The 22137-nt window shown below is 44.7% G+C and carries 21 protein-coding genes; 5 read left to right on the top strand and 16 right to left on the bottom strand.

The window, feature by feature from the left end; all coding sequences use genetic code 11:
* The first annotated feature begins 9 nt into the window (after positions 1 to 9).
* On the top strand, positions 10 to 702 hold the full coding sequence (locus L3V37_RS05670) for a TIGR01621 family pseudouridine synthase (RefSeq protein ID WP_130546667.1): 693 nt from the start codon (positions 10 to 12) through the stop codon (positions 700 to 702).
* A gap of 31 nt (positions 703 to 733) precedes the next feature.
* Entirely contained in the window at positions 734 to 1666 is a 933-nt protein-coding gene (locus L3V37_RS05665) for a class I SAM-dependent methyltransferase (protein WP_237305978.1), read from the top strand.
* Positions 1667 to 1756: 90 nt separating this feature from the next.
* On the opposite strand, the gene L3V37_RS05660 is transcribed toward L3V37_RS05665, so the two are convergent.
* From L3V37_RS05660 to L3V37_RS05620, 9 genes are all read right to left on the bottom strand, one after another.
* Positions 1757 to 2812 carry a hybrid-cluster NAD(P)-dependent oxidoreductase gene (locus L3V37_RS05660; RefSeq protein WP_237305977.1) on the bottom strand — a complete coding sequence of 352 codons (1056 nt, stop codon included), beginning with the start codon at positions 2810 to 2812 and terminating at the stop codon, positions 1757 to 1759.
* 80 nt (positions 2813 to 2892) lie between these two features.
* Positions 2893 to 4554 (bottom strand): hydroxylamine reductase, encoded by a 1662-nt coding sequence (hcp, locus tag L3V37_RS05655; RefSeq protein ID WP_237305976.1) that lies wholly within the window; start codon positions 4552 to 4554, stop codon positions 2893 to 2895.
* A 174-nt stretch (positions 4555 to 4728) separates the two neighbouring features.
* On the bottom strand, positions 4729 to 6258 hold the full coding sequence (norR, locus tag L3V37_RS05650) for a nitric oxide reductase transcriptional regulator NorR (RefSeq protein ID WP_047123468.1): 1530 nt from the start codon (positions 6256 to 6258) through the stop codon (positions 4729 to 4731).
* A gap of 202 nt (positions 6259 to 6460) precedes the next feature.
* Entirely contained in the window at positions 6461 to 6940 is a 480-nt protein-coding gene (locus tag L3V37_RS05645) for a glycine zipper 2TM domain-containing protein (protein WP_005386695.1), read from the bottom strand.
* A 123-nt stretch (positions 6941 to 7063) separates the two neighbouring features.
* Positions 7064 to 7675: a CDP-alcohol phosphatidyltransferase family protein gene (locus tag L3V37_RS05640; RefSeq protein ID WP_005386693.1), complete on the bottom strand. Its 612-nt coding sequence runs from the start codon at positions 7673 to 7675 to the stop codon at positions 7064 to 7066.
* Positions 7668 to 8315, bottom strand: a complete 648-nt coding sequence (locus tag L3V37_RS05635; RefSeq protein WP_130546672.1) for an ATP-binding cassette domain-containing protein — start codon at positions 8313 to 8315, stop codon at positions 7668 to 7670. The genes L3V37_RS05640 and L3V37_RS05635 overlap by 8 nt, the downstream gene beginning before the upstream one ends.
* The gene (locus L3V37_RS05630; RefSeq protein WP_237305975.1) at positions 8281 to 9990 is read right to left on the bottom strand and encodes an ABC transporter permease; all 1710 of its coding nucleotides are present in this window, start codon (positions 9988 to 9990) and stop codon (positions 8281 to 8283) included. Before L3V37_RS05630 ends, L3V37_RS05635 begins: the two co-directional genes overlap by 35 nt.
* 9 nt (positions 9991 to 9999) lie before the next feature.
* A complete protein-coding gene (locus tag L3V37_RS05625; protein WP_042522009.1) occupies positions 10000 to 11160 on the bottom strand; it encodes an ABC transporter substrate-binding protein in 1161 nt (386 codons plus the stop codon).
* Positions 11161 to 11596: 436 nt separating this feature from the next.
* Complete coding sequence (locus L3V37_RS05620) at positions 11597 to 12043, bottom strand: META domain-containing protein (RefSeq protein WP_005378077.1); 447 nt, start codon at positions 12041 to 12043, stop codon at positions 11597 to 11599.
* A gap of 184 nt (positions 12044 to 12227) precedes the next feature.
* Here L3V37_RS05620 and L3V37_RS05615 point away from each other — a divergent pair, with 184 nt between their 5' ends.
* Positions 12228 to 12476 carry a DUF1289 domain-containing protein gene (locus L3V37_RS05615; protein ID WP_005378062.1) on the top strand — a complete coding sequence of 83 codons (249 nt, stop codon included), beginning with the start codon at positions 12228 to 12230 and terminating at the stop codon, positions 12474 to 12476.
* Between the two features lie 135 nt (positions 12477 to 12611).
* On the opposite strand, the gene L3V37_RS05610 is transcribed toward L3V37_RS05615, so the two are convergent.
* Positions 12612 to 12833: a hypothetical protein gene (locus L3V37_RS05610; protein WP_005386686.1), complete on the bottom strand. Its 222-nt coding sequence runs from the start codon at positions 12831 to 12833 to the stop codon at positions 12612 to 12614.
* A gap of 415 nt (positions 12834 to 13248) precedes the next feature.
* On the bottom strand, positions 13249 to 14937 hold the full coding sequence (gene ushA, locus L3V37_RS05605; RefSeq protein WP_017820852.1) for a bifunctional UDP-sugar hydrolase/5'-nucleotidase UshA: 1689 nt from the start codon (positions 14935 to 14937) through the stop codon (positions 13249 to 13251).
* Positions 14938 to 15689: 752 nt separating this feature from the next.
* Between ushA and L3V37_RS05600 the strand changes: the two genes are divergently transcribed.
* A complete protein-coding gene (locus tag L3V37_RS05600; protein WP_237305974.1) occupies positions 15690 to 16205 on the top strand; it encodes a GNAT family N-acetyltransferase in 516 nt (171 codons plus the stop codon).
* A 147-nt stretch (positions 16206 to 16352) separates the two neighbouring features.
* Here the strand turns inward: L3V37_RS05600 and rplY are convergent, their stop codons facing one another.
* From rplY to L3V37_RS05575, 5 genes are all read right to left on the bottom strand, one after another.
* A complete protein-coding gene (gene rplY / locus L3V37_RS05595) occupies positions 16353 to 16631 on the bottom strand; it encodes a 50S ribosomal protein L25 (protein WP_005378066.1) in 279 nt (92 codons plus the stop codon).
* A gap of 284 nt (positions 16632 to 16915) precedes the next feature.
* Positions 16916 to 18265 carry an ATP-binding protein gene (locus L3V37_RS05590; RefSeq protein WP_005378071.1) on the bottom strand — a complete coding sequence of 450 codons (1350 nt, stop codon included), beginning with the start codon at positions 18263 to 18265 and terminating at the stop codon, positions 16916 to 16918.
* Positions 18255 to 18914 carry a response regulator transcription factor gene (locus tag L3V37_RS05585; RefSeq protein WP_005378073.1) on the bottom strand — a complete coding sequence of 220 codons (660 nt, stop codon included), beginning with the start codon at positions 18912 to 18914 and terminating at the stop codon, positions 18255 to 18257. Before L3V37_RS05585 ends, L3V37_RS05590 begins: the two co-directional genes overlap by 11 nt.
* A 76-nt stretch (positions 18915 to 18990) precedes the next feature.
* On the bottom strand, positions 18991 to 19416 hold the full coding sequence (locus L3V37_RS05580; protein ID WP_005378075.1) for a PepSY domain-containing protein: 426 nt from the start codon (positions 19414 to 19416) through the stop codon (positions 18991 to 18993).
* Between the two features lie 95 nt (positions 19417 to 19511).
* On the bottom strand, positions 19512 to 21263 hold the full coding sequence (locus L3V37_RS05575; RefSeq protein ID WP_021707635.1) for a DEAD/DEAH box helicase: 1752 nt from the start codon (positions 21261 to 21263) through the stop codon (positions 19512 to 19514).
* Between the two features lie 121 nt (positions 21264 to 21384).
* On the opposite strand from L3V37_RS05575, the gene rsuA reads away from it, so the two are divergent.
* On the top strand, positions 21385 to 22086 hold the full coding sequence (rsuA, locus tag L3V37_RS05570) for a 16S rRNA pseudouridine(516) synthase RsuA (RefSeq protein WP_005388670.1): 702 nt from the start codon (positions 21385 to 21387) through the stop codon (positions 22084 to 22086).
* The last annotated feature ends 51 nt before the right edge of the window (positions 22087 to 22137 follow it).

The following is a 22137-nucleotide window of genomic DNA, read 5'->3' as shown; positions in this document are numbered from 1 at the left end:
CAGTTTTTTATGTTCGATATTCTACATACCCATCCCGATTTTCTGATCATCAATAAGCATCCCAACGTCTCTGTTCATAAAGACGATGGCGACACAATGCTGCTGCAAGAAGTGGCTAAGCAGAGTGGTGATGAGCAGCTTTATCTTATCCATCGCTTGGATAAAATGACATCGGGTATTCTGCTCCTCGGACGCAACGCCAAAGCGGCCAGTGCGTTATCGCAAGCCTTCGCTGACCGCCAAGTAGAAAAGTTCTACCTAGCGATTGGCTCTAAAAAGCCGAAAAAGAAACAAGGTTTGGTCGTTGGTGATATGGAGCGTTCGCGCCGTTCATCATGGAAGCTGGTCAACAGCAAAAATAACCCAGCCGTTACCCAGTTTTTCTCTCTTGCGGCAGAGCCCGGAGAGCGCCTATTTTTATGTAAGCCACACACTGGTAAAACGCATCAAATCCGCGTGGCATTAAAATCGGTTGGCTCAGGTATTGTTGGCGACCAGATTTACAATGCAGGCAATGAGGCTGATCGCGGTTATCTGCATGCATTTTCACTTTGCTTCCAATACCGAGATGAGCAATATTGCTTTGTTTGCGATCCACGAGAATACCAAGTGCTTGGTAACAAATGGCACAGTGAAATCGTCTCTCAGGGTTTGGATACTTGGCTTTCCCCCTGGGAACTGAACTGGCCTACGATCAAATAACCGTCACAAAGAAAACTAATAAGAGAACTCGATGCAAGCATCACAACTTCCGCTGTTTTTTCAGCATCTAGAAACCGAGCTCGCGCAAGCTCCGAATGAAATTCGTCGACTGTTTCATGGTCGTGGCCGCCGTTTTGAGGGCTTAGAGCAAATTACCTGTGATTGGTTACAAGGTCAGTTGATCATCAACTTGTTTAAAGAAGTCGACGACGCGTTTCTCGCTGAGCTGAAAAGCGGCCTCAATGCGTTGGCACTATCACCACTGTGGGCAGACAAGCAAGGTCGCACTATGGTTCTTCAGCACCGTTATGCCGATGGTGCGCCTTCAGAAGTGCTTGTCGGTGAATTAGACGCTCGCCCTGTCGTTGAAGAAAGCGGTTTGAAATACCAATTGGATATTGGCCGCAACCAAAACTTCGGTCTGTTTTTGGACATGCGCTACGGTCGTGATTGGGTACGGGAAAATGCCAAGCATAAAAACGTGCTCAACTTGTTTGCTTACACGTGTGGCTTTTCTGTCGCTGCCATTGCGGGTGGCGCAGATAAAGTGGTTAACGTCGACATGGCGAAAGCGTCGCTGTCTAAAGGTCGTGAGAACCACAAGCTAAATGGTCATAACATCAACCAGGTAAGCTTTATGGGGCACGATATCTTTAAATCTTGGGGTAAGATTAAGAAATCTGGTCAGTATGACATGATCATCATCGATCCGCCTTCATTCCAGAAAGGCAGCTTTGCGCTGACTAAAGACTACAAAAAGATTCTACGTCGATTGCCGGATTTGTTGGCAGAAGGCGGTCAAGTGATGGCATGTGTGAACTCACCATCAGTGACCAGTGATTTCTTGATTGAAAGCATGAAAGAAGAAGCGCCAGAGTTGACATTCCGTGAGCGTCTGGATAACCCACCAGAGTTTATGGACGTAGACAGCGAAGCTGCATTGAAAGTGTTGTTATTTAGCTAAAAGACGTTTGTTGCAACAGAAGTAACATCAAAAAAAGCGCCGCGAAACAACTAGACAGACGTATCGCGGCGCTTTTTTGTATTTGGAAAACTAACCAATCTGCACTTCAAGATCCGCTTCGATGGTTGATGAGCAGGCGAGCACATAGCCTTGTTCAATTTCTTCTGGCGTTAATGTTTCTAGGCTGGTGGAAGAGACGTTGCCTTGACGAACCTTGCATTTGCACGAGCCACAAATGCCGCTACGACAAGCGACGATTAATGGTAAACCTGCGCCTTCAAGCACATCGGCCAGTATCTGACCTTTTTGCGCATCGATGGTTTGAGCAAAGTCAGGAACAGAAACACAAACAACTTCATCGGAGACCGATGTTTCTGCGCCAGTCGCAGGCGTAAAACTCTCTTGGTAGAAGTTCGTCATGTCAAAACCAAGGTCATTCAAATAGCCGTGAACATCTTGCATAAACTGGCTTGGACCACACAGGTAAACGGTGCGCTGTTTGAAATCAGGAACAAGCTCTTTAAGCCAGTCGGCATTCAAACGACCTTGTGGGTGTGACGTTCCTTCGCGGTTTTTCAGCAACAGCTTTAAATGGAAGTTGGGATACACAGCGTCGAACGTTTCTAGCTGATCGTAGTAAATCGTCTCTTCTGGGCTGCGTGCGATATGAAGAAATGCGATGTCCACATCGTTGTCGTTTTCATCTTGATTACTCAGCCAGTGTTTTGCCATCGAAAATACGGGCGTGACGCCGCAACCTGCACTGATAAGCAAGGCTTTTGTTTCGCCATCACGTAAAACGGGTGGATGGTCAATGCAGTTAAATTCGCCCGCTGGTGGTAATGCTTGAACGGTATCACCAAGCAGCAGCGAGTCAACGATGTAGTTCGATACTTTACCGCCAGATACTCGTTTGATGGTGAGTTGAAGGTGATCGTCTTCATTGATCGAGCTGATTGAATAGGCACGAAACTCCATTTTTCCATCAACTTCGACGCCCAAGTTAATAAACTGGCCAGGCTTAAACTGAAACAGAAGTGATTCGGTTAGTTCGGCCAATTTGATGCTGACTGTGTCGTGTGTTTCGAAGTATTTGTCGATGCAACGGAGCGTGACGGGTTGGTTACCTTGCCATTCAAAAAACATAACAATCTCTTTGGTTGTGGCTATTTTTAGTTCGAAATAGAGAGCGCCTCCACGTAAGGAGGCGCGAACAAGCAAGTTTATTAAGCTGCTAGGATGGCTTTTAGATCATCCTGAACATTGCCAATACTGCGCATATCGAACTTCTCTTGGATTATGGCGATTAGGTTTGGCGTTAGGAATGCCGGTGCAGTAGGGCCTGTGTAAATGCCTTTCACGCCCAATGCAAATAGTGTTAGCAAGATAACGATCGCTTTTTGCTCGAACCAAGAAAGCACAAGCGTGAGTGGTAGTTCATTGATGTCACAGTCAAACTCTTTCGCCAGTGCAAGTGCAAGCTGGATTGCAGAGTAAGCATCGTTACATTGGCCCACATCCAATAGGCGAGGGATGCCGTTGATATCACCAAACGTATTCTTGTTGAAGCGGAACTTACCACACGCCAACGTCAGGATGAGCGTATCTTCTGGCGCTTCAGCCGTAAAATCGGTGTAGTAGCTACGTTCCGCTTTATCGCCGTCACAGCCGCCGACTAGGAAGAAGTGTTTGATGTTGCCTTGCTTCACTTGGTCGATAACCGCAGGGGCGGCGTTCATCAGTGCATTGCGACCAAAACCAACCGTGATGTGGTGTTCGATTTCATCGTGTTGGAAACCGTCTTGCGCTAGAGCACATTCAATCACTTGGCTAAAATCATCGCCTTCGATGTGAGCCACTCCAGGCCAGCCAACAATACTACGGGTGAATAGACGGTCTGCGTATTGACCCACATTTGGATTCAACAAACAGTTTGACGTCATTACGATTGCGCCTGGGAAGTTGGCGAATTCTTTCTGCTGGTTTTGCCATGCGCTGCCGTAGTTACCGACAAGATGAGAGTATTTCTTCAGCTCAGGGTAGCCGTGTGCAGGCAGCATTTCACCATTGGTGTAAACGTTAATGCCTTTGCCTTCGGTCTGTTGCAGGATTTTTTCTAGGTCATGCAAATCATGGCCAGAGACAAGAATACATTTGCCTTTTACTGGCTTGACGTTCACCGTGGTTGGTTCTGGATGGCCGAAGGTCGTTGTTTCACCTTGGTCGAGCATTTCCATCACTTTGTAGTTCATCAGGCCAATGCGCATTGAGCAATCAAGTAGTTCGCCGAGATCTGCAGGATCGGTGCCCAACCACGCCATGATTTCATGATATTCGGCATAGATATCGTTGCTGGTTTGCTCAAGAACACGTGCGTGCTCCATGTACGCGGCTGCACCTTTAAGTCCGTATAGGCAAAGTAGGCGTAGGCCAATAACATCTTCATGTACTTGGTCCTTACCACGGTTAACCGCGACTTGAGGAGCAAAAGCTAAGATCGCTTCTGCGCTGTTTGGTAGCTCGAAGTTGGCAACGGCAGGAATGTCAGTAAGGTTGGTGTTTGACAAAGTCGCAGCAGACATCACTTGCTCTTTTAGCAATGCTTTGTACGTTGCAGCTTGAGAAGTTAACTCTAGGATGCGTTCAGGGTCGAAGTTGACGTTCGTCAATGTAGAGAAAAATGCCTTGGGTGCCCATTGGTTGATTTCATCGTTAATGATGTTGAATTCAAGTGCTTTTGATGCCCAAAAAGAAACCCCTTGCAGTGTGTAAACCAACACGTCTTGTAGGTCTGATACTTCAGAAGTTTTGCCACACATGCCTTGTGCAAAAGAACAACCTTTGACAGCAGGGGTTTGAATTGTCTGTTCACATTGAATACAGAACATATTGGGTTCTCCAGTGATTGTTTTAATAGTCGTGATGTTGACCACTAGAGAGCAGAATGCGTGCCAATTTTTATATTGTTGATTTTTAATGATTTTGTGTGTTTTTGATAGGGCGGGTGATGTAATTAAGACAACGCGAATGATGTCTTAATCACATCGGCTTCTTGCGGTTGTTTATTTATTGATCCCGAGCTTTTTACCCATTCGATATAAGTTCCCGCGATCCATTTGCAAAAACTCCGCTGCTTTTGCCCAAACGCCACCAGTTTGGCTTAAAGCATGTTCAATTAAATCACGTTGATAGCTTTCTATTAGCTCTCGCATTGGTTGGCTTTCTTTAGGTAGATAATGCGATGTGTTTTTTACATCATCGAGAGCCAATGAGGTGTCGAAATGGTTAAGCATGATCGTGCTTGCGCCTTGTTGAATGGCGTGCAAAGCCGCGCGAGTTAACGTATGTTCGAGCTCGCGCACGTTTCCGTACCAAGGTAAAGATTCCAATTGAGTCAACACTTTAGGATGAACGTGCAGATTGGGTGCATTAAATTGTTGGCGTACTTTTTCCAACAAATATCCTGCTAAAACGGGAATATCCCCGTCACGGGCACGCAGTGGGGGGACTTGGATTGGGAACACGTTCAAACGGTGGAAAAGGTCTGCTCGAAACGTGCCAGCTTCGACCTCTTTTTCTAATTGTCGATTGGTCGCGGCGATGATGCGCACATTGACCATCAAATGCTGATCGCTACCTACACGTTGCAGCTCGCCTTGCTGAATTACGCGCAGCAATTTTGCTTGCAAAATCAAAGGCAGTTCGCCTACTTCATCAAGGAAAATCGTTCCACCGTCTGCCAGTTCAAACTTACCGGCACGGTGGCTATTAGCACCTGTAAATGCGCCTTTGACATGGCCAAACAGTTCACTTTCAGCTAGACCTTCAGGCAGGGCCGCACAGTTGACGTAAATCATCGGCTTATCGCTACGATGAGATTGCGCGTGCACCGAGTGCGCGACCAGTTCTTTACCAGTACCGGTCTCTCCTGTGATAAGTACCGCGTAATCTGATTGAGCAACGGTCGCAATGTTGTTTTGTAACTGGTTGATCTGCGGACTCAAACCCACCATTTCGCCATGTTGAGAACGGGCTTGCTGGATAAGGGTTTGAGTGACGCTTTTTTGCTTCTGGTTTTGCGCTTTGAGTGCTTTTAATTGAGCAATGTTACGCAATGTCGCAGCGGTCAAAGCCGCAAAGGTTTCGATAGCGACAGGGTCAATGTCATCAAATGCGCCAATGGTTAGGGCGTCCATGGTTAACGCGCCAACAAGTTGTCCTTCCACATACAAGCTAAAGCCCATGCAATCGTGAACATCAATGCACTGGTCTTCGGTTAATAGTGTGCCGTCAAAAGGATCAGGCAATGAACAATCGGCATCGAAACGCACCGGCTCACGGCTATGAATAATGGCATCTAAGCGTGGATGTGCTTTGGGGAAATAGCGACGACCTAAGACCGAGCTAGATAAGCCTTTTACCGCGACAGGAGTCAGAAACCCATCCTCATCGAAGATAAACAGGCAGCTCGCATCACATGGGAATACTTGCGCGACCCCATCAATGAGGTTTTGATATTGCTGCTCATGAGAGCGATTAGAGCTGAGGTTTAGCGCGATATTAAGGAGTACGTGGTCAACAGTCGGAGTCATAACAAGCCCAAAGTTATCTGGAATGGGCTCATGCTAGCAACTTGATGTCATTTGAACATCGAAAGGTGTGGGAGATTGATGTTCCATTGACGACGATCAAGTTTGATACGAAAAGAAACGCGCAAGTTAACAAGCCAGTGATGTAAGCTTGCGCGGGTTAGGTGTTTGAATTAAAGCAGGCCAAAGGTTTGGTTCGTCCGAATTAACGAGGAACGACTCTGGCGTCATTACCAGAAACATTGATTTGGACCGCTTGGCCTGGTTGGAAAATCATGTTTGGATTTGCTTCTTGAACAATAGAGATAATCTTTCCGTCCTCTAAACGAATGGTAAGATTCACGCCATTTCTTTTCGCGGTTGCTTCAGCCGCTTTGCTGCCTGCATAGCCACCCAATAGACCACCACCAATGGCAGCGATATCCGAGCCAGAACCGCCCCCAACTTTTGAGCCTAAGATCCCGCCCACGGCAGCACCAGCGATGGTGCCAATGGCATTGGATTGGGTAGAGGCATCAATGGTTACGGGTTCTACTTTTTCTACTGTGCCGTAGTAAACCTGCTGAACTTTGCGAGTGTCGGATGAGCCGTATGCATCTCCGTACGGGTTAGGTGAGCTACAGCCGCCAAGCACGAGCGCACAAGTAATGGTGAGCAACATGCCTAAATTAATCTGTTTTTTCATATAGCCTCCGAATGGTTTCTTCATTCAAAGAGTATATACCCCAATTTAACCTGCGTTTTGGTGCTTTATAAAACAGTGGCTTAGCGGCTTGTCCCTTAAGGAAACGCGATTGTCTAAGCAGTATTAATGATCGTTAAGCGTATGAAATCCTGAATAAATACGTGTAAAAGTAGTAAACCAGCATGCCGCGCCAAAGATATACGCGATGACGGCAAAGTGTTGCGGTAGCAAACAAAATAAAACCAAGCAGCCAATGGTTTCTGTACCTTCGGTTAAGCCGCTCATGTAGTAAAGCGATTTGTTTTTATATACCGGATTATCGATGCCTTGTTTTCCTGCCATGATGGCAAAAGCCAAAAAGCTACTACCAGTGCCGATGAAGGAAAAAATCAAAAATGCGCCTGCAACGGCATTGTGCTCTGGGTTGGCAAGCACAAAGCCAAAAGGAATCAACGAATAGAACAAAAAATCTAAGCTGATATCAAGAAAACCACCCGCATCGGTAATGCCCTGAATCCTTGCCAGTGCCCCGTCTAACCCATCACAGATTCTGTTCAGCAAAATAAACAGCAACGCCAACAAGTACTGTTCGGCGATCAAAGCAGGCAGGGCAAAACAGCCAAGCACAAAACCAAATACTGTCGTCTGATTTGCAGTGATACCACATTTATCGATATATGTCGCACTGAGTGCCAGCGGTTTGCGGATGAGCTTTATACTCAGGCTATCAAGCATGATTTGTCTCCCACGGCCAGTTTATGCAGCGGCTGCCATCAGGAATATCATCTTCATCGTGCGTTACCATCAAAGTAGGGATGTTCGCTTGCTGCAATTGTTCGACCACCCAATTGCGAAATTGCACGCGCAGGTCTTTATCCAGCTTGCTATAGGGCTCATCAAGTAGCGCAACTTTCGGCTTTGCTAGCAGCATACGAGTCAATGAGATACGGGCACGTTGCCCTCCCGAAATTTGGTCAGGAAAGGACTCTGCTAGTTTGGTCAATGAAATGTTCTTCAGTGCTTGCATAGCGTGAGCTTTACGCTCTTCACCTTTGATTGAGTTTGGTAGCGCGAAGGCAAGGTTCTCCCACACCGTTAAATGAGGGAAGAGCAAATCGTCTTGGAATAGAATACCGACCTGACGCTTATGGGCAGGGAGGGCATCCAACTTTTCGTTATCAAGCGTAATGGATCCAGAGTAGTTGAACTCGGCGGATAGGTGCCCGGCAATGGCATCCAACAAAGTGGATTTACCACAACCGCTAGGCCCCATCAGGGTAACGATTTCACCTTTTTCTACGGTCATGTTGAACGCTGAAAAAAGCGCGTCGCCATTGGTTTTACGGATGGCGAGGTTTTCGAGACAAAGACTCATTCAGTAGTAAACCTTTTATAGACAAGCGGCGATACTTCCTGTGCAAGTGGCTAAGCAGTATCGCAAAAGAAAAGAACAAGAATGGCAGCAGAGCTTGCCAAATGGCGTAAATAGCGGTGACACGTCGGTCAAAACCACTGGATAGTGCAACGGCTTCGGTTGTGATGGTGCTAATGCGCCCAGCCCCTAGCACCAATGTCGGTAGGTATTGCGCCAGACTGACACTAATACCGACAGCCCACGCGAATGCAATCGCAGGCAGGAGGATTGGTAGTTTCACTTTTAACCAAGCTTGCATCGGTGATTTACCCAAGCTGAGTGCGACGCGAGTTAAGCCGTTGTCGAAGCTGCGCCACGGACCGTCTAGCGAGAGGTAAATAAATGGGAACGCAAAGAATACATGCGCCCAACATACCCAAAAGAAATACGCATTACTGTTTAAGTACAGCGTCACAACTTGCATACCGAATAGCACCGATAGCTGAGGAATCAGCATCGGGATGGCGATGATGTAACCGGGCACCTGCCAGCGATAACGGAGACGATACTCATGTGCTATTAAAGCAAGAACTAGCGCGACAGTCGCGCTGATTAGGGCGATTGACATACTTTGTTCTAGAGTCCCTAGAATACTGTGCCATTCGTATTCCCAAAAACGCAGGCTGTAACGGCTTGGGAGCAAATCTGGAAAGCGCCAACGTTGGGCAAAACTCCACACCACCATGAGTGGAATCATTAGAAGTGCAAGTAGAGCAATCAGTGAAAATAGGGTTTTACCGGGTAAACGAAACCCGTTTCGACCAGAGTACTGCCAGCGTTTGAAGCCTTTGGTAATACACCATTCCATTAAGCGTGCAAATCCAATCAAAAGGCTAGCGATCGCAAACAGTATTACTGCGCCAGCGGCAGCTCTTGGTAGGAGCGATAAATCTGGATCGTTAAACCATTGCCATACCAAAACCGCAAACGTCGGTGGGTTGGTAGGGCCAATAATCAGGGCGACATCGACAACGGACAAACTGTAAGCCAATACCGCCAGCATTGGGAAACGAAGTTTTGCTAACCATTGCGGAAATACGCATTTCCACCATGCTTGCGCGGAACTGTAGCCCATCGAGTGACTGACTTTTTCAATCTTGTCGACTTTCAATTGCTGAAGGATCGGAATGCTCATCAACAATAAAAACGGCACTTCTTTAATCGCAAGCATGATGACCAAACCGAGTGCATGTGGGTCTTTAATCAGCAATGCTAAGTCATTCACCGTTTGTGCATTCTGGTCGTAACCAAACAGTTGGTTGAGAACACGAACGCCCATACCAGTTGGGGCAAACAAGAACGCAAAGCCAATTGCAAACGCGACGTGCGGCATAGCGAGAAGTGGGGAAAGGCTAACTTCAATTTTTCGCCAAAACTTGCTGCCCCAAGAGGCTTGTAGAATTGCAAACGTGATGAAGCAAGCCAAGTAGCTACTGAAAATGGCGGAGTAGAAAGTAAACCCGATGGATGTCCAAACACCTTCCCAATCAAAGACGGCATTGAAGCCATCAAAAGAAAAGTGGTGTAGACCGATAGGAGGTACATAACCGAGCGCAGAGACCACCACTCCAAGTAGTCCCGGAATGGTAGGCAAAATACAAACTGCGATAATGACTAAATACAGCGCTCTTAACATGGATTCTTACTAATTCCCGTAGCGTTTCAACCATTCTTTTTCCAACGCCGCTTGCCAACTTGGATGTGGCTCAGCGATAGATTTGAATTGTTGAGTGTTTTTGGCCGAACCAGTTAGGTATTGGTTGCTTAGTACCGAAGGGTCGCCCCAGATGTTTAGGTTACCTTTGCGAGACTGTGCTTCAGGGCTCAATAAAAAGTTTATCGCAACTTGTGCACCAGCACTGGCATTTGCGTTCCAAGGAATCGCTAAAAAGTGGATATTTGAGAGTGCTCCTGCGTCCATTGCGTACGCTTTGGTGCTCTCTGCAAGATTACCGCTCGACTGCGCAGAGAAAACCGCGTTCGGGTTAAAGGTAATCGCCAGGTCAGTCTGACCATCATCTAGTAGCTGAAGGGTTTCTGCTGTACCGCCTGGAAACTGCTTACCACCGCGCCAAGCGACTTTATGGAACTCATCTAGATAAGACCACAGCGGTTGAGTGACTTGTTCAAACGTGTCATCGGTAACTGGTTGTTGCAGCTCAGGGGCGTTGTTAGACAGTTCAATGAGTAATGCTTTGATAAAGCTTGTGCCATGAAACTCTGGTGGTCGAGGGTAAGTCAGGCGATTCGGGAACGCTTTTGCATAGCTCAGCATTTCTGCGAATGATTTTGGAGGGTTATGGAGGGTTTGCTCGTCATGGATAAACACTAATTGTCCTACTCCCCAAGGTGCTTCTAGACCTTCTGTTGGCTCGGAGAAGTCCACATCAATTGGTAGAGATTTATCCACATATTGCCAGCTTGGCAAACCTTCGACAAAAGGACCAAATAGCAATTGGTTATCCTTCATTGATTTGAAGTTTTCGCCATTGATCCAAACCATATCAACACTGCCACCGCTGTTTTTGCCTGCCGCTTTTTCTGCGATAAGTCGAGTAGTGGTCTCAGAAATATCAGTTACTTTAACGTGGTTTAGCGTCACGTTATAACGTGATTTTAGCTCTCTACTCGCCCACTGTATGTAGCGATTAATTTCTTGGCTTCCGCCCCAAGCATGAAAGTAGACGGATTGCCCGTCGGCTTGTTGTTCGATTTTTTGCCATTCGCTATTCACTGATGAATCGGCAAAAGAAGGTGTCGCAAAAGTCGTGGCTAAAATGCCAATGCTGCTGAGTAGCTTTTTCATATCTATTCCGTGTTATGTCTTTTGGTGCTTGCTTTCGTTTCTATTGATGTTTTCGCAAGTCGTTCCGCTCTGTTACAAGGATAGTAATTCATCTCTCTCTATTATCAATGCCAATCCCAAACGGAATCACTCATTGATTCAAAGAATTACTCTCAATGTGAAGCAAAACGAAGAAAGGACAAATTTGGTGTCATTTTAGGAGCGGACCGTTTGTTTGAGGATATTCTTTCAAGTAATTGAAAATTATTGTCCCCAGAGATATGAATAGGTTGTTTTACAGAGCAAAATTGATGTCTAAAGCATGGAATTGAGGGCGAAAAGAGAAAGAAAGTTGGCCACTTAAATGATTTTGGCATACACGACTAATGACTCGTCGACATAAAAAAAGCAGCCGTCTGGCTGCTTTCAAAATACTATCTGGTTTACTTAGTTGGGATTAGTTTACCCAGTCACGTAGTGTAAACGTCAATTCGTGATCGGCACTTTTCAGAACAAGACCATCTTTAGTTAGCGTGATATCGCTCCAGTTAGATAGTGTTTGTGTCATTGCGTTTTCGATCTTCATTTGATCTTCCATACACATCTTCATGGTCATGCCCATTTTTTCGATGCGTAGTTGGTTGTTTTTCAGCTCGGCTTGACCGAAGAAGTTGTTACAACCTGCGTTGCCGTTTGCGGTTAGATTTTCACCGATTTCTAGGCGAGCCGCTTTTTGGTGTTCGTCTAGAACGATATTTTTGCCATCAACTTGAACAAGTTCCCAGTTGTGGTGCTGCAAATCTTGAGCCGTTATTTCTTTCACATCATCACCGTTGCTAGCACAAGCAGTCATAAGAACAGGGAGAGAGATTGCTGTAACTAACGTTTTTAGGCTAAGCTTCATTTTATAGACTCCGTTTTTATAAACGCGGTAAGTATAAGTAATAAAACACTGTTTTTGTCAGCATAAGGTTATGGTTTCGTATGTTTTTGACATAACGAAGTATATAACAAGTTTTGTTGCTGACTAATCTTCTCATTATTTAAACTAGGCCAATACGCCCTAATATGGAAAGAGCGGTTTTAGTATGGAGCAACTGGAGTTTTTTACTGTCCCAAGCCCTTGTGTTGGAGTATGTACCTCTGATGAAAAAGGGTATTGCAAGGGGTGTATGAGAAAGAGAGAGGAAAGGTTTAATTGGCTTAACTTAACCCCCGCTCAGCAGTTGCACGTTATTAAGTTGTGTCGTCAAAGGTACAGAAGAAAGATGTTGGCAGGGAAGACGAAGCCAGAACAGCTTCAAGATGAGTCATCGCCTCAACAAGACTTATTCTAGAATTCTTGTTCAGTCTGTGGGGTTACGCCTTCGCTTTCGGTTCTGATTAGGCTTTTACATATTCCCGGTCCGGCAAGGTGTCCTTTAAGAACCGGGAATCTCCTATCCATTTTCCCTATAGAGCGGTAATTGGCGTTATTTCATCGACCAACGGTCGCTAACCCAGCCTCCCGCTTGTTCGTCGAAGTGATTTCCTGAAAATCGATGATTGAATTCAACATCTAATTTACTTGTTGGGCGTTCATCCATCAGTTGATGAATATATCTCGCCATAGGATCCGTACAAGCTTCACGCTCTCTACGGGTAACTACTTCTTTGATCATTTGGAGTCTGTAGCTATTGCTGGCTCGTTTCATTTTTGACCTCCAGAACTCGATGGCAGCAGTTTGAACACATTGACGTCCAGATCGCTGCTCATTAGTGTGCGCGTGGAGGCACATCACCATCGTTTGAAGTCCAAAGACAAATTGTTTGAGAGCAGTGTTTGTAACGCCATTCACATCTTTCTCAGAATCATTGACTGTGCGATTGAAAATGTTTCGCGAAATTTAGCCGATGAACCTGCATATTTAAAAGACCTTATCAAACATAGAAGCCCAACACAGGGGCGTCAATAACACAAATGAACAATTTTTGAACATATTGTGAAGGTGGAGAGTTTTCAGTAATTTATCGAAAATAAAAAACCGAAGCACAAAGCTTCGGTTTTAAGGAAAGCCCTGACGAAATTGCTTGTAAAAGCTCTTAGCGCCAGGGGTAAGGTGTTGAGTATTAGCTACCAGTTGCAGGACAACCTTTTACTGGTTGGCCATTACTGAAGTACTTGACGTTCTCTAAGTTCTTGTTGTAGTTATCCGCAGAGATTTGTGGGTTGTTTACGAAGAACTCGCGCAAAACGTATGCATCGGTTAGCTGTGTAGATTGAACATCGATGATTGGATAGTTATCGCCACCAGCAGCACTGAAGCTGATTACAGAGAATGTGTACGTTTCGTTTAGATCGAAGCCTTTATTGTTAATATCGGTAATGGTTACTGAGCCAGCATCACAGTTTACATCTAAAGTGATGTTATCTAGTTGAGCGTAAGCACCAGACCCTGCAGATTTCGTCGCAACCACGTCTAGGTATTCTTTAACTTCTTTACCTGTCATAGTTGCTTTAGTCACGAAGTTACCAAATGGCTGAACCGTTAGTACGTCACGGTAAGTGATATCACCATCTTGGATTGAATCACGCACGCCGCCAGAGTTCATCACACCAAAGTCAGCATTTACCGTTTTGTAAGTACGGTATGCCTCGCCGAGTAGGTGACCTAGGTTAGTTTGTTGAGAGCGAACTACGTTACGATCACCTTCTAACTTACCCGTCGTATTAGAAATCTTCTCATCTAATAACTCTTGACCTTGTTGTTGGTATGGCAGTAGTAACGCTTTTACTGTTGCATCTTGTTGAATTCGTTCACCGATAACTTCATCGTTTTCGTCTAGAAGGTTTACAGGAATCAGTGCGTAGTTCGCTAAGTGAAGCTTGCCGTCGTAGTATTCGAAGTCTGCACGACCCACATATTTACCCCACTCATGCGCTTGCATAATCCAAGTGCCTTTTTGTTGGTCTGGGGCACAATCATCCCCAGGTTTGAAATCAGCATACTCATTGGTACCTGGTTCCATACATACAGGGTTTTGCGAGTGACCACCGATGATAGCGTTTAGCTGTCCTTCTTCAAGAGAGCGAGCGAGTTTAACGTCACCTGGTGCTTCACTACCGTTTTTGCCATCTTCGTAGTGACCCATGTGCGTCGTTGCAAATACTAGGTCTACCTTTTCGTTCTCTTCGATTTCCTTCAGTACCTTTTTGATTTCTACTTGAGGGTCTTCGAAATGGATGTTTGATACGTTGTCTGGATTGACTAGCTTCGCAGTGTCTTGCGTTGTTAGACCAATAACAGCGATCTTAAGGCCGTTGATAGTAAATACTTTGTAAGGGTCGAAGTAACGCTCGTTTGTATCTTTTTTATAGATATTCGCAGCCAGCATAGGGAAGTCAGCTAGCTCGGCCTGCATATCGAGAATATCTAGTGAGTTATCAAATTCGTGGTTACCGACAGCCATTGCATCGTAACCAAGTAGGTTCATCCCTACGAAGTCTGGAACCGCATCTTGCATGTCTGATTCTGGTACGCCGGTATTAATATCACCGCCAGATAGCAGAATGGTTTCACCGCCTTTTGCTTCGACTTCTGCGCGGATAGATTCGATTAAAGTGTGACGCGCAGCCATGCCGTATTCGCCGTCGCTGTTATGCCAAAAGCGACCATGGTTATCGTTAGTGTGGAGAACGGTGAACTTAGTACAAGAATCTGCAGTCTCGCAGGTTACTGGAGAATTGTCGCTGTCTGAGCCGCATCCTGCTAGCGCAGCGCCTACTGCCACTACCAAAAGAGATTTGGAAAACTTCATAAGGGATCCTTTCTTTGTGATTTTGTTATTGTTACGGCGTGAAATATACGGAATTAATGTGAAACTTTAGTGATCTATCTCTTATTTATACTTCTATCGGAGAAATGAATTAATAAGCCTGCAAACTACGTCTATAAATAAACAGAATTGGTATTTAGTATTTATTTTATATAGCTAGCTCTATTTTTTGTGAGGTAGTTAATTGAATGTGTGTTGTTTGTGTGAATCAATGCGCATTTTTGCGAAGTATTACGCTGATTTTGGTGATTATTTTGCCAAGTTTATGTTTTTCCTAATAGGCATGACACAAATCGTTATAAATTTTCGCTCTAATGATGAGGGGGGGCGGTTTGTATGCATAATGAACAGCACAGAACTTAAACTCATTTGATCATGGCTTTATTCTGCCTAACTCTATCAAAAATTGTATTTATCTCTTTACTATAATTGCGATCGTTTAGAAATCTTATGCTTTAAGCATCGTTTATTTATCCTCATCCGATACCTTATCGTGCTTATTCCGCATTGGACACTCGAGAGTTTAAACAAATAGATTCAACCTAATGAGTCAAAATGAAAAGTAAATAATGGATCGTTCTTCTTCGAATATTATGATGTGAACTATCATTTAATTAATGAAAATGAAATGGATTAATGTAAAGCGTTGCGACTGTAGCTGTTATCTTTGAGCTTTGGTTTAAAGGGTAGGGTTAAAAGAATTTGTAAGTGGTGAACGCTAAGAAAGGATGCTTATGAGATACACAGTAAGGGACGCACTCAAAAAGGAGGTAGCCCAAATCGCCAAGATACACGTTGATTCTTGGCAGGTGGCGTATAAAGGATTAATGCCAAAGAGCTACATAGAGCAGTTTACGATTGAGCGTCGAGAAAGGATGTGGGCGCGAGTGATGACGGAGCAACTGGCCCAATTGATCGTAGTTGAGAGGCAAGGAGAAATTGTTGGCTTTTTAAGTTACGAGTTACCTAACCACACCAGCGAAGATAAAACGGCATTAGTGACATGTTGCTACGTTACGCCGCTACATTATGGGCAAGGAGCAGGAAGTGCACTGTTAGATGAGTTAGAGACACGTTTGCTCTCTACGTCAGTTATGCAGATCAGTTTGAAAGCACTGGATACTAATCAACAGGGGCTTAACTTTTACAAGAAGTGTGGTTTTGTGTGTACTGGAGATGAAGAGTCGGAAGTGATTGAGAGTATGACGCTGACCGATATCACTTTAGTGAAGTATATTGCCCGTTCATAAATCAAATGTTATATGCCAAATATAGTAAAACCCCGGAGGTGGTAAGACTCCGGGGTTTTGAAATTTTTTAGATGTCTCGGTTGGTAAGTCCGATTATCTTTTATGCAAAAGGTTTGGATTTAATCCGATTAATTCCTTGGTAGGGAATTAGATACGGATGAAGTCCATGTGTTCAACTTTTGGCTTGAACGCGTGACGTTGAACGTCTTGTGGCTTAACTTTAACTTCTTTGCCATCGATAACTAGAACGATGCCTTCGTAGAATTCAGGCTTGTCCATTTGGTTTACGATGTCGTCGTGGTTAAGAACGATAGCTACTGCTGCTTCTTCACCGCCGTATACAACTGCAGGGAATTTGCCAGCGTGACGTAGGCGGCGGCTCGCACCTTTACCTAGTTCAGTACGTACTACTGCTTCGAATTTCATAGTATTTACTCTCAAATTAGTAAAAATCAAATGTTCACAATCAACAATGCGACCTTGTTGTTCGTGGTAAAGCTTGAAACAGGAACTGTTCAAGCGAGCGCGAATACTATCATTCCACTTATAAATGGGCAACCCAAATCGTATCCAAATCAACAAAAAGGTATGATTTAGCGGGGTGGAAGGCTATCCCTTTTAACGCTTTGCTTGGATTTTGTTCACATCGACTTCATTTTCATCGGTTTACTGATCATGGTCCGAAAAACAAAGTTTATGTGTTATATGCTTTATGTTCGGCTGAGATGTAAGACTAAAGATGCTTTTAATCCACCTAAAGCGCTTGTATCCAATGTTAATTGACCTCGGTAACTGTGTGCCATTTCACTGACTATGTTTAGACCAAGACCTGAGCCAGGGGTTGTTTCATCCAATCTAACTCCTCTCTTGATTACTTGACTCAGTTTCTCTTTAGGGATGCCTGGCCCATCATCTTCAATAATGATGTGTATATTTTCCTTATCCTGAGAGGAGTGCACACGAATCATGCTGTTGGCCCACTTATAGCCATTTTCTAGCAAGTTACCTAGCATTTCATCGAGATCGGTCTGCTCTACTGCTACATTCAGCTCTGAATCAAGTTCATTAATTAAGGTAATGCTTCGGCTCGCATACACTTTATCAAACGCCATTGAGATAGCATCCACACGATCTGCTGGGTTCGACTTCACTGATAATATGTTCATCGATCCGGCCATACGGGCACGACCCAAATGGTAATCGATATGGTCTTGTATTTGATTGATTGGAGCTCGGAGACGGGATTGTGCCTCAGGTTCTAACGTCTGAACTTCATTTTTTAGAACAGAAAGTGGCGTTTTAAGTGCATGAGATAGGTTACCTGCATGATTGCGAGCTCTCTCTAGTAATTCTTGGTAATGGAACAGCAGAGCGTTGAGGTCGAAGATTAGAGGAGAAATCTCTTTTGGGTAGGTTTCTTCTAGACTCTTTTTATTACCAGACTTCAGCTCGGCTAATTCTTTTTGTAGCTTTGTAAGCGGACTCAATGACCAAGCAATTTGCAGTAAAATGACGGTAAGTACGCCCGCGAATAATAAACCCAAAATAAGCCAAAGTTGGCCGATTAACGTTTGAAGGGTATTTTTAATGGGCTCTTCGTCAATACCAATAATAATGTGAATAGGACCATCGTAATCAGGAAGATACAGCGCTTTTTCTAGCGTAATTAGTTTTTCGCCTCTTGCTCCATACGCATCTTTATCCAAACCTTTGTATTCGATTTTTTTGTCCCACAACGAACGAGAACGTTCGAGGCTTGCCTCTGTAGAGGCACTCCAATACAAACCACTGTAAGGTCGGTTAAATCGAGGGTCTGATAGCTGAGCTGCGAGTGAAAGATGTCCGGTGTTATCGACTTCTAACTGTGCTGCGACTTCATCCATAAAAATGCTGAGCTGTGAGCGAGTGTCATCAACCATATAGTTGTAGACCTGCGTCGGTATCGTCACACCAGCGGCGAGGATCATTGCCGTTAACCAAACGATCGCCGCTAAAACGAGGCGACTTTTGATACTCAGTCGTTTTATTGCGTTCAACGGTAGCCTGTTTCTATTCGGCATTTAATTGGTATCCCAACCCTCGGACAGTTTTGATGATCTTTGGTGCGATTTTTTTGCGAATTCGGCCGATAAAAACTTCGATTGTGTTGGAGTCACGATCAAAGTCTTGTTTGTAAATGTGCTCGACGAGTTCGGTTCGAGAAATCACTTTTTCCGGGTTATGCATAAAGTAAGCGACCACTTTATACTCTAGCGCCGTCAAGCTTACCGCTTGCCCTTGCCACATGACTTTAGAAGTGCGTGTATCCAAGCTCAAGTCGCCAATTTGCATCACAGGAGAGGCATTACCAGAGGCTCTTCGCAGCTGTGCACGAATACGAGCGATAAGCTCAACCATTTCAAATGGTTTAGTTAGGTAATCGTCTGCACCTGCGTTTAAGCCTTCAACTCGCTGCGTTAGGGTGTCGCGAGCGCTTAGAATCACGACAGGAGTATTAATGTTTTCATCTCGGATGCCTTTTAGGACGGTAAGACCATCCAGTTTTGGCAAGCCGAGGTCAAGAACAATGGCGTCCCATTCTTCCGAAGTCGCGCGATACAGAGCGTCTATGCCATCTTGGGACAATTCTGGTACCCAGCCGGTACTTTCTAATGTTTCGATGATTTGCTCGCCTAAACGAGGATCATCTTCAACAACAAGTATTTTCATATTGATGATTCTTATTATGTTTGGATTTTTATCGAAGTAAGCTACGCATCGTGTCTGGATTACGCATTAGACAAGTTTAGTTGTTTTGCGGCTTTAACGCTTTGTTAAAGCTGCGACCTTTGATCTCAAGCATTTCCAGCGTGGCGGCGTCGTACTCAACTTTCAGGACGCTATTGTTGTACAGAATTTTCAATTCATACACCCAAGCATCATCATCTTCTTCAAGCTCGACCTTGATGATGCGGCCGTATAAGTCGTTTTCTACTGCGGCGTAAAGTTCCGAAAATGGTCGTATATATCCTTGTTGAACCGCGCGGTAGACCTCATCTTGATCTTCATCGAATTCGATGCGTGTTCCTGGCTTTTCGACATCTTGCACGATGGCGTGGCCATTTTGTGATGTGTACTCGTTGCCATGCTTGGCAAAACTTGGTGCACACATGAATGTCGTGATAAGGCCGAAAAGTAACGCAGAATGTAGAGAAGTCGTTGCTTTATACATAGTCAAACCTTTTCTGGAGCGTTAGCCGCAGTATATCGGAGATAGATGAACAGAGAGTGAATCAGCTAATTAAGTTTTGCCATGTGTTGTCGATGTTATTTCAACTCATCTTCAAAAATTTTATCTCGCAGCTTCCAAAAGCGACCAGATTTTCTAGCAATAACAAACTGAGGCAAACGGAAACGATGTTGATTAGCGACAACGCGTGTCGGTGAAGCCTCTTCAAAAGGGCGATGCTTGTCTGCTAAGTGGGGACGTACGAACTGATCTTTAAACGTTTGTTTTTGTTTTTTGGTACTCAATGACCAAAACTCATGAACTAACGCATTGCCTTCGCCTTGGTATGGTTCACCAGAATACGTCACTTTTAGCTGAGATTTACCATCACTGGACTTAAATACAGATAGGTCCATTTCTGTGCATTCAAAGATCAATGCATCTTTGAGATTAAGGGCTTCTTTTAGCTTTTTATCTGGGTCTACGAGCGTCGCGTCACACTCATGACAAATTCGTGCAGCGATATCGTTGTCCGCACCACATTCACCGCAGTATTTGGCACGAAAACGGTAGCCACAGTGTTCACGTTCGCCTGTGTCTTCATCTTCAAAGTAACCTTGGCAACGTCTGCCAAAATGTTCAACCAAGAAACCGTTACTATCCAACTTACCCCAGAAGTTGTTATTGAATCCGCAAGCCGGGCAAGGAATCGTGATAATTTCACTGTCAGAGTCTGGTTTGGGATCACCGACTTCAGGTTGGTATAAATCGTAGCTGTTGCCTGCGTAATCAAGCACTAAACATTCTGATTTTCCGTCTGATAAGCGTAATCCTCGTCCTACTATCTGTTGGTACAGACTGACTGATTCTGTTGGTCGCAAAATCGCGATTAAATCGACATGCGGCGCATCAAAACCGGTTGTCAGTACCGAAACATTGACCAAGTATTTTATTTGGCGATTCTTGAACGCTTGGATGATCGCATCGCGCTCCGGCGTAGGTGTATCACCAATGACGATTTCAGTTTCGCCTTCTGGCAATAAACTGTGTATCTCCTGTGCGTGTCGAACAGTTGCAGCGAAGATCATGACACCTTGACGCTCTTTCGCATATTGCATGATTTGCTCAACAATTTGTGGAGTCGCACGTTTGGCTTTATCGATCACCATGTCCATTTCTGCTTCTTTGTAGCGTCCGGTGTTAGCGGGCTTCAGCTGAGAGAAGTCGTAAGACAAAACGGGCGCATCCATCATGCGGGCTGGAGTGAGGAAGTTTTCGTCGAGCAAGTAACGGATCGGCAGTTCGAAAATACAATCGCGGAAGAATCGAGGCTCTTCGGTTCGCACTTGACCTCGGGTGTGATACTGATAAATCCAGCCCATTCCTAAACGATAGGGCGTTGCAGTTAGTCCCAGCACCTTAATGCCAGGGTTCAGTTCTCGTAAGTGAGTAATAACTTTTTGGTAGCTGCTGTTTTTGTCATCTGGCACACGATGGCACTCATCAATAACGAGCAGAGAAAACTGGTTTTTGAACGAATCTAAGTTACGTACGACCGATTGAACCGAAGCAAACACGACTTGCTGGTCAGTTTCTTTTCGTCCCAATCCTGCTGAGAAGATAGAACCTTTTAAACCATAACCTTCATACTTTGCGTGGTTTTGCTCGACCAGTTCTTTTACGTGGGCGAGGACTAACACTCGTCCTTTCGCAAGGCGAGCAAGTTCTGCGATCACCAAGCTTTTCCCGGCACCGGTTGGCAGCACGATCACTGCTGGTGTCGAGTGTTTACGAAAGTAATGAATAACGGCTTTAACCGAGTCGGCTTGATAAGGACGAAGTGTGTACATGAAAATATGTGAAATTGCTCAACTATTCGAACGAGGAACGCTATAATACCTGACTTTTATACCCAAGTGACCTTTAAACCAAGATTTAGAGATCACTTGGGTATAATTCAATGAGGTATTCATGCGTTTAGATAAATATTTGTGTGACGCTCTGGGTGCAACACGCAAACAGGCAACAAAGATCATCAAAAGTGGAGACATCACCGTAGACGGTGAGGTTCAAAAAAGTGGTGCATTTAAAGTACCTAAAGGTGCGGAAGTGATGTGGGAAGACCGTGTTATTGGTGCTCCTGGTCCTCGTTACATTATGTTGTATAAGCCTGCTGACTTTGTTTGTTCACATGAAGATGGCTACAACCAAACTGCATTCGCATTGCTTGATGAGCCTAAAATTGAAAACCTTCACTTTGCGGGCCGATTAGATGTCGACACAACTGGTTTAGTGTTGATTACGGATGATGGTAAGTGGTCTCACCGTATTACCTCACCTAAGCATAAGTGTGAGAAAACGTACCGTGTTTGGCTCGTCGATGCTATTCAGCCAGATTACGCGGAAAAGCTCGAACAAGGCATCATTTTGCGCAATGAATCAGAAGCAACATTGCCCGCTCGTTTGGAAATCGTGAACGAGGCCGAGAATGAAGTATTGTTAACTATCGTGGAAGGTAAGTATCACCAAGTGAAACGTATGTTCGCGGCGTTAGGAAATAAAGTTGAGTACTTACATCGTGAGCGTATTGGTTCTATCGAACTTGATGAGGCACTAGAACCAGGTGATTATCGCTACCTCACGCAAGAAGAAATTGATTCTATTTGGAATTAATTGTCGGCATGGGAAATTCTTTAGTTCCTAATAGGAACTAGTCTTTTGGTA

The organism is Vibrio sp. D54 (assembly GCF_021728075.1).
Lineage (GTDB): Bacteria > Pseudomonadota > Gammaproteobacteria > Enterobacterales > Vibrionaceae > Vibrio > Vibrio alginolyticus.
This window is presented reverse-complemented; position numbering and strand designations above follow the sequence as displayed.

Coding starts and splice junctions, on each gene's coding strand:
- L3V37_RS05670 (WP_130546667.1), top strand. CDS start 10: ATGTTCGATATTCTACATACCCATCCCGATTTTCTGATCATCAATAAG.
- L3V37_RS05665 (WP_237305978.1), top strand. CDS start 734: ATGCAAGCATCACAACTTCCGCTGTTTTTTCAGCATCTAGAAACCGAG.
- L3V37_RS05660 (WP_237305977.1), bottom strand. CDS start 2,812: ATGTTTTTTGAATGGCAAGGTAACCAACCCGTCACGCTCCGTTGCATC.
- hcp (WP_237305976.1), bottom strand. CDS start 4,554: ATGTTCTGTATTCAATGTGAACAGACAATTCAAACCCCTGCTGTCAAA.
- norR (WP_047123468.1), bottom strand. CDS start 6,258: ATGACTCCGACTGTTGACCACGTACTCCTTAATATCGCGCTAAACCTC.
- L3V37_RS05645 (WP_005386695.1), bottom strand. CDS start 6,940: ATGAAAAAACAGATTAATTTAGGCATGTTGCTCACCATTACTTGTGCG.
- L3V37_RS05640 (WP_005386693.1), bottom strand. CDS start 7,675: ATGCTTGATAGCCTGAGTATAAAGCTCATCCGCAAACCGCTGGCACTC.
- L3V37_RS05635 (WP_130546672.1), bottom strand. CDS start 8,315: ATGAGTCTTTGTCTCGAAAACCTCGCCATCCGTAAAACCAATGGCGAC.
- L3V37_RS05630 (WP_237305975.1), bottom strand. CDS start 9,990: ATGTTAAGAGCGCTGTATTTAGTCATTATCGCAGTTTGTATTTTGCCT.
- L3V37_RS05625 (WP_042522009.1), bottom strand. CDS start 11,160: ATGAAAAAGCTACTCAGCAGCATTGGCATTTTAGCCACGACTTTTGCG.
- L3V37_RS05620 (WP_005378077.1), bottom strand. CDS start 12,043: ATGAAGCTTAGCCTAAAAACGTTAGTTACAGCAATCTCTCTCCCTGTT.
- L3V37_RS05615 (WP_005378062.1), top strand. CDS start 12,228: ATGGAGCAACTGGAGTTTTTTACTGTCCCAAGCCCTTGTGTTGGAGTA.
- L3V37_RS05610 (WP_005386686.1), bottom strand. CDS start 12,833: ATGAAACGAGCCAGCAATAGCTACAGACTCCAAATGATCAAAGAAGTA.
- ushA (WP_017820852.1), bottom strand. CDS start 14,937: ATGAAGTTTTCCAAATCTCTTTTGGTAGTGGCAGTAGGCGCTGCGCTA.
- L3V37_RS05600 (WP_237305974.1), top strand. CDS start 15,690: ATGAGATACACAGTAAGGGACGCACTCAAAAAGGAGGTAGCCCAAATC.
- rplY (WP_005378066.1), bottom strand. CDS start 16,631: ATGAAATTCGAAGCAGTAGTACGTACTGAACTAGGTAAAGGTGCGAGC.
- L3V37_RS05590 (WP_005378071.1), bottom strand. CDS start 18,265: ATGCCGAATAGAAACAGGCTACCGTTGAACGCAATAAAACGACTGAGT.
- L3V37_RS05585 (WP_005378073.1), bottom strand. CDS start 18,914: ATGAAAATACTTGTTGTTGAAGATGATCCTCGTTTAGGCGAGCAAATC.
- L3V37_RS05580 (WP_005378075.1), bottom strand. CDS start 19,416: ATGTATAAAGCAACGACTTCTCTACATTCTGCGTTACTTTTCGGCCTT.
- L3V37_RS05575 (WP_021707635.1), bottom strand. CDS start 21,263: ATGTACACACTTCGTCCTTATCAAGCCGACTCGGTTAAAGCCGTTATT.
- rsuA (WP_005388670.1), top strand. CDS start 21,385: ATGCGTTTAGATAAATATTTGTGTGACGCTCTGGGTGCAACACGCAAA.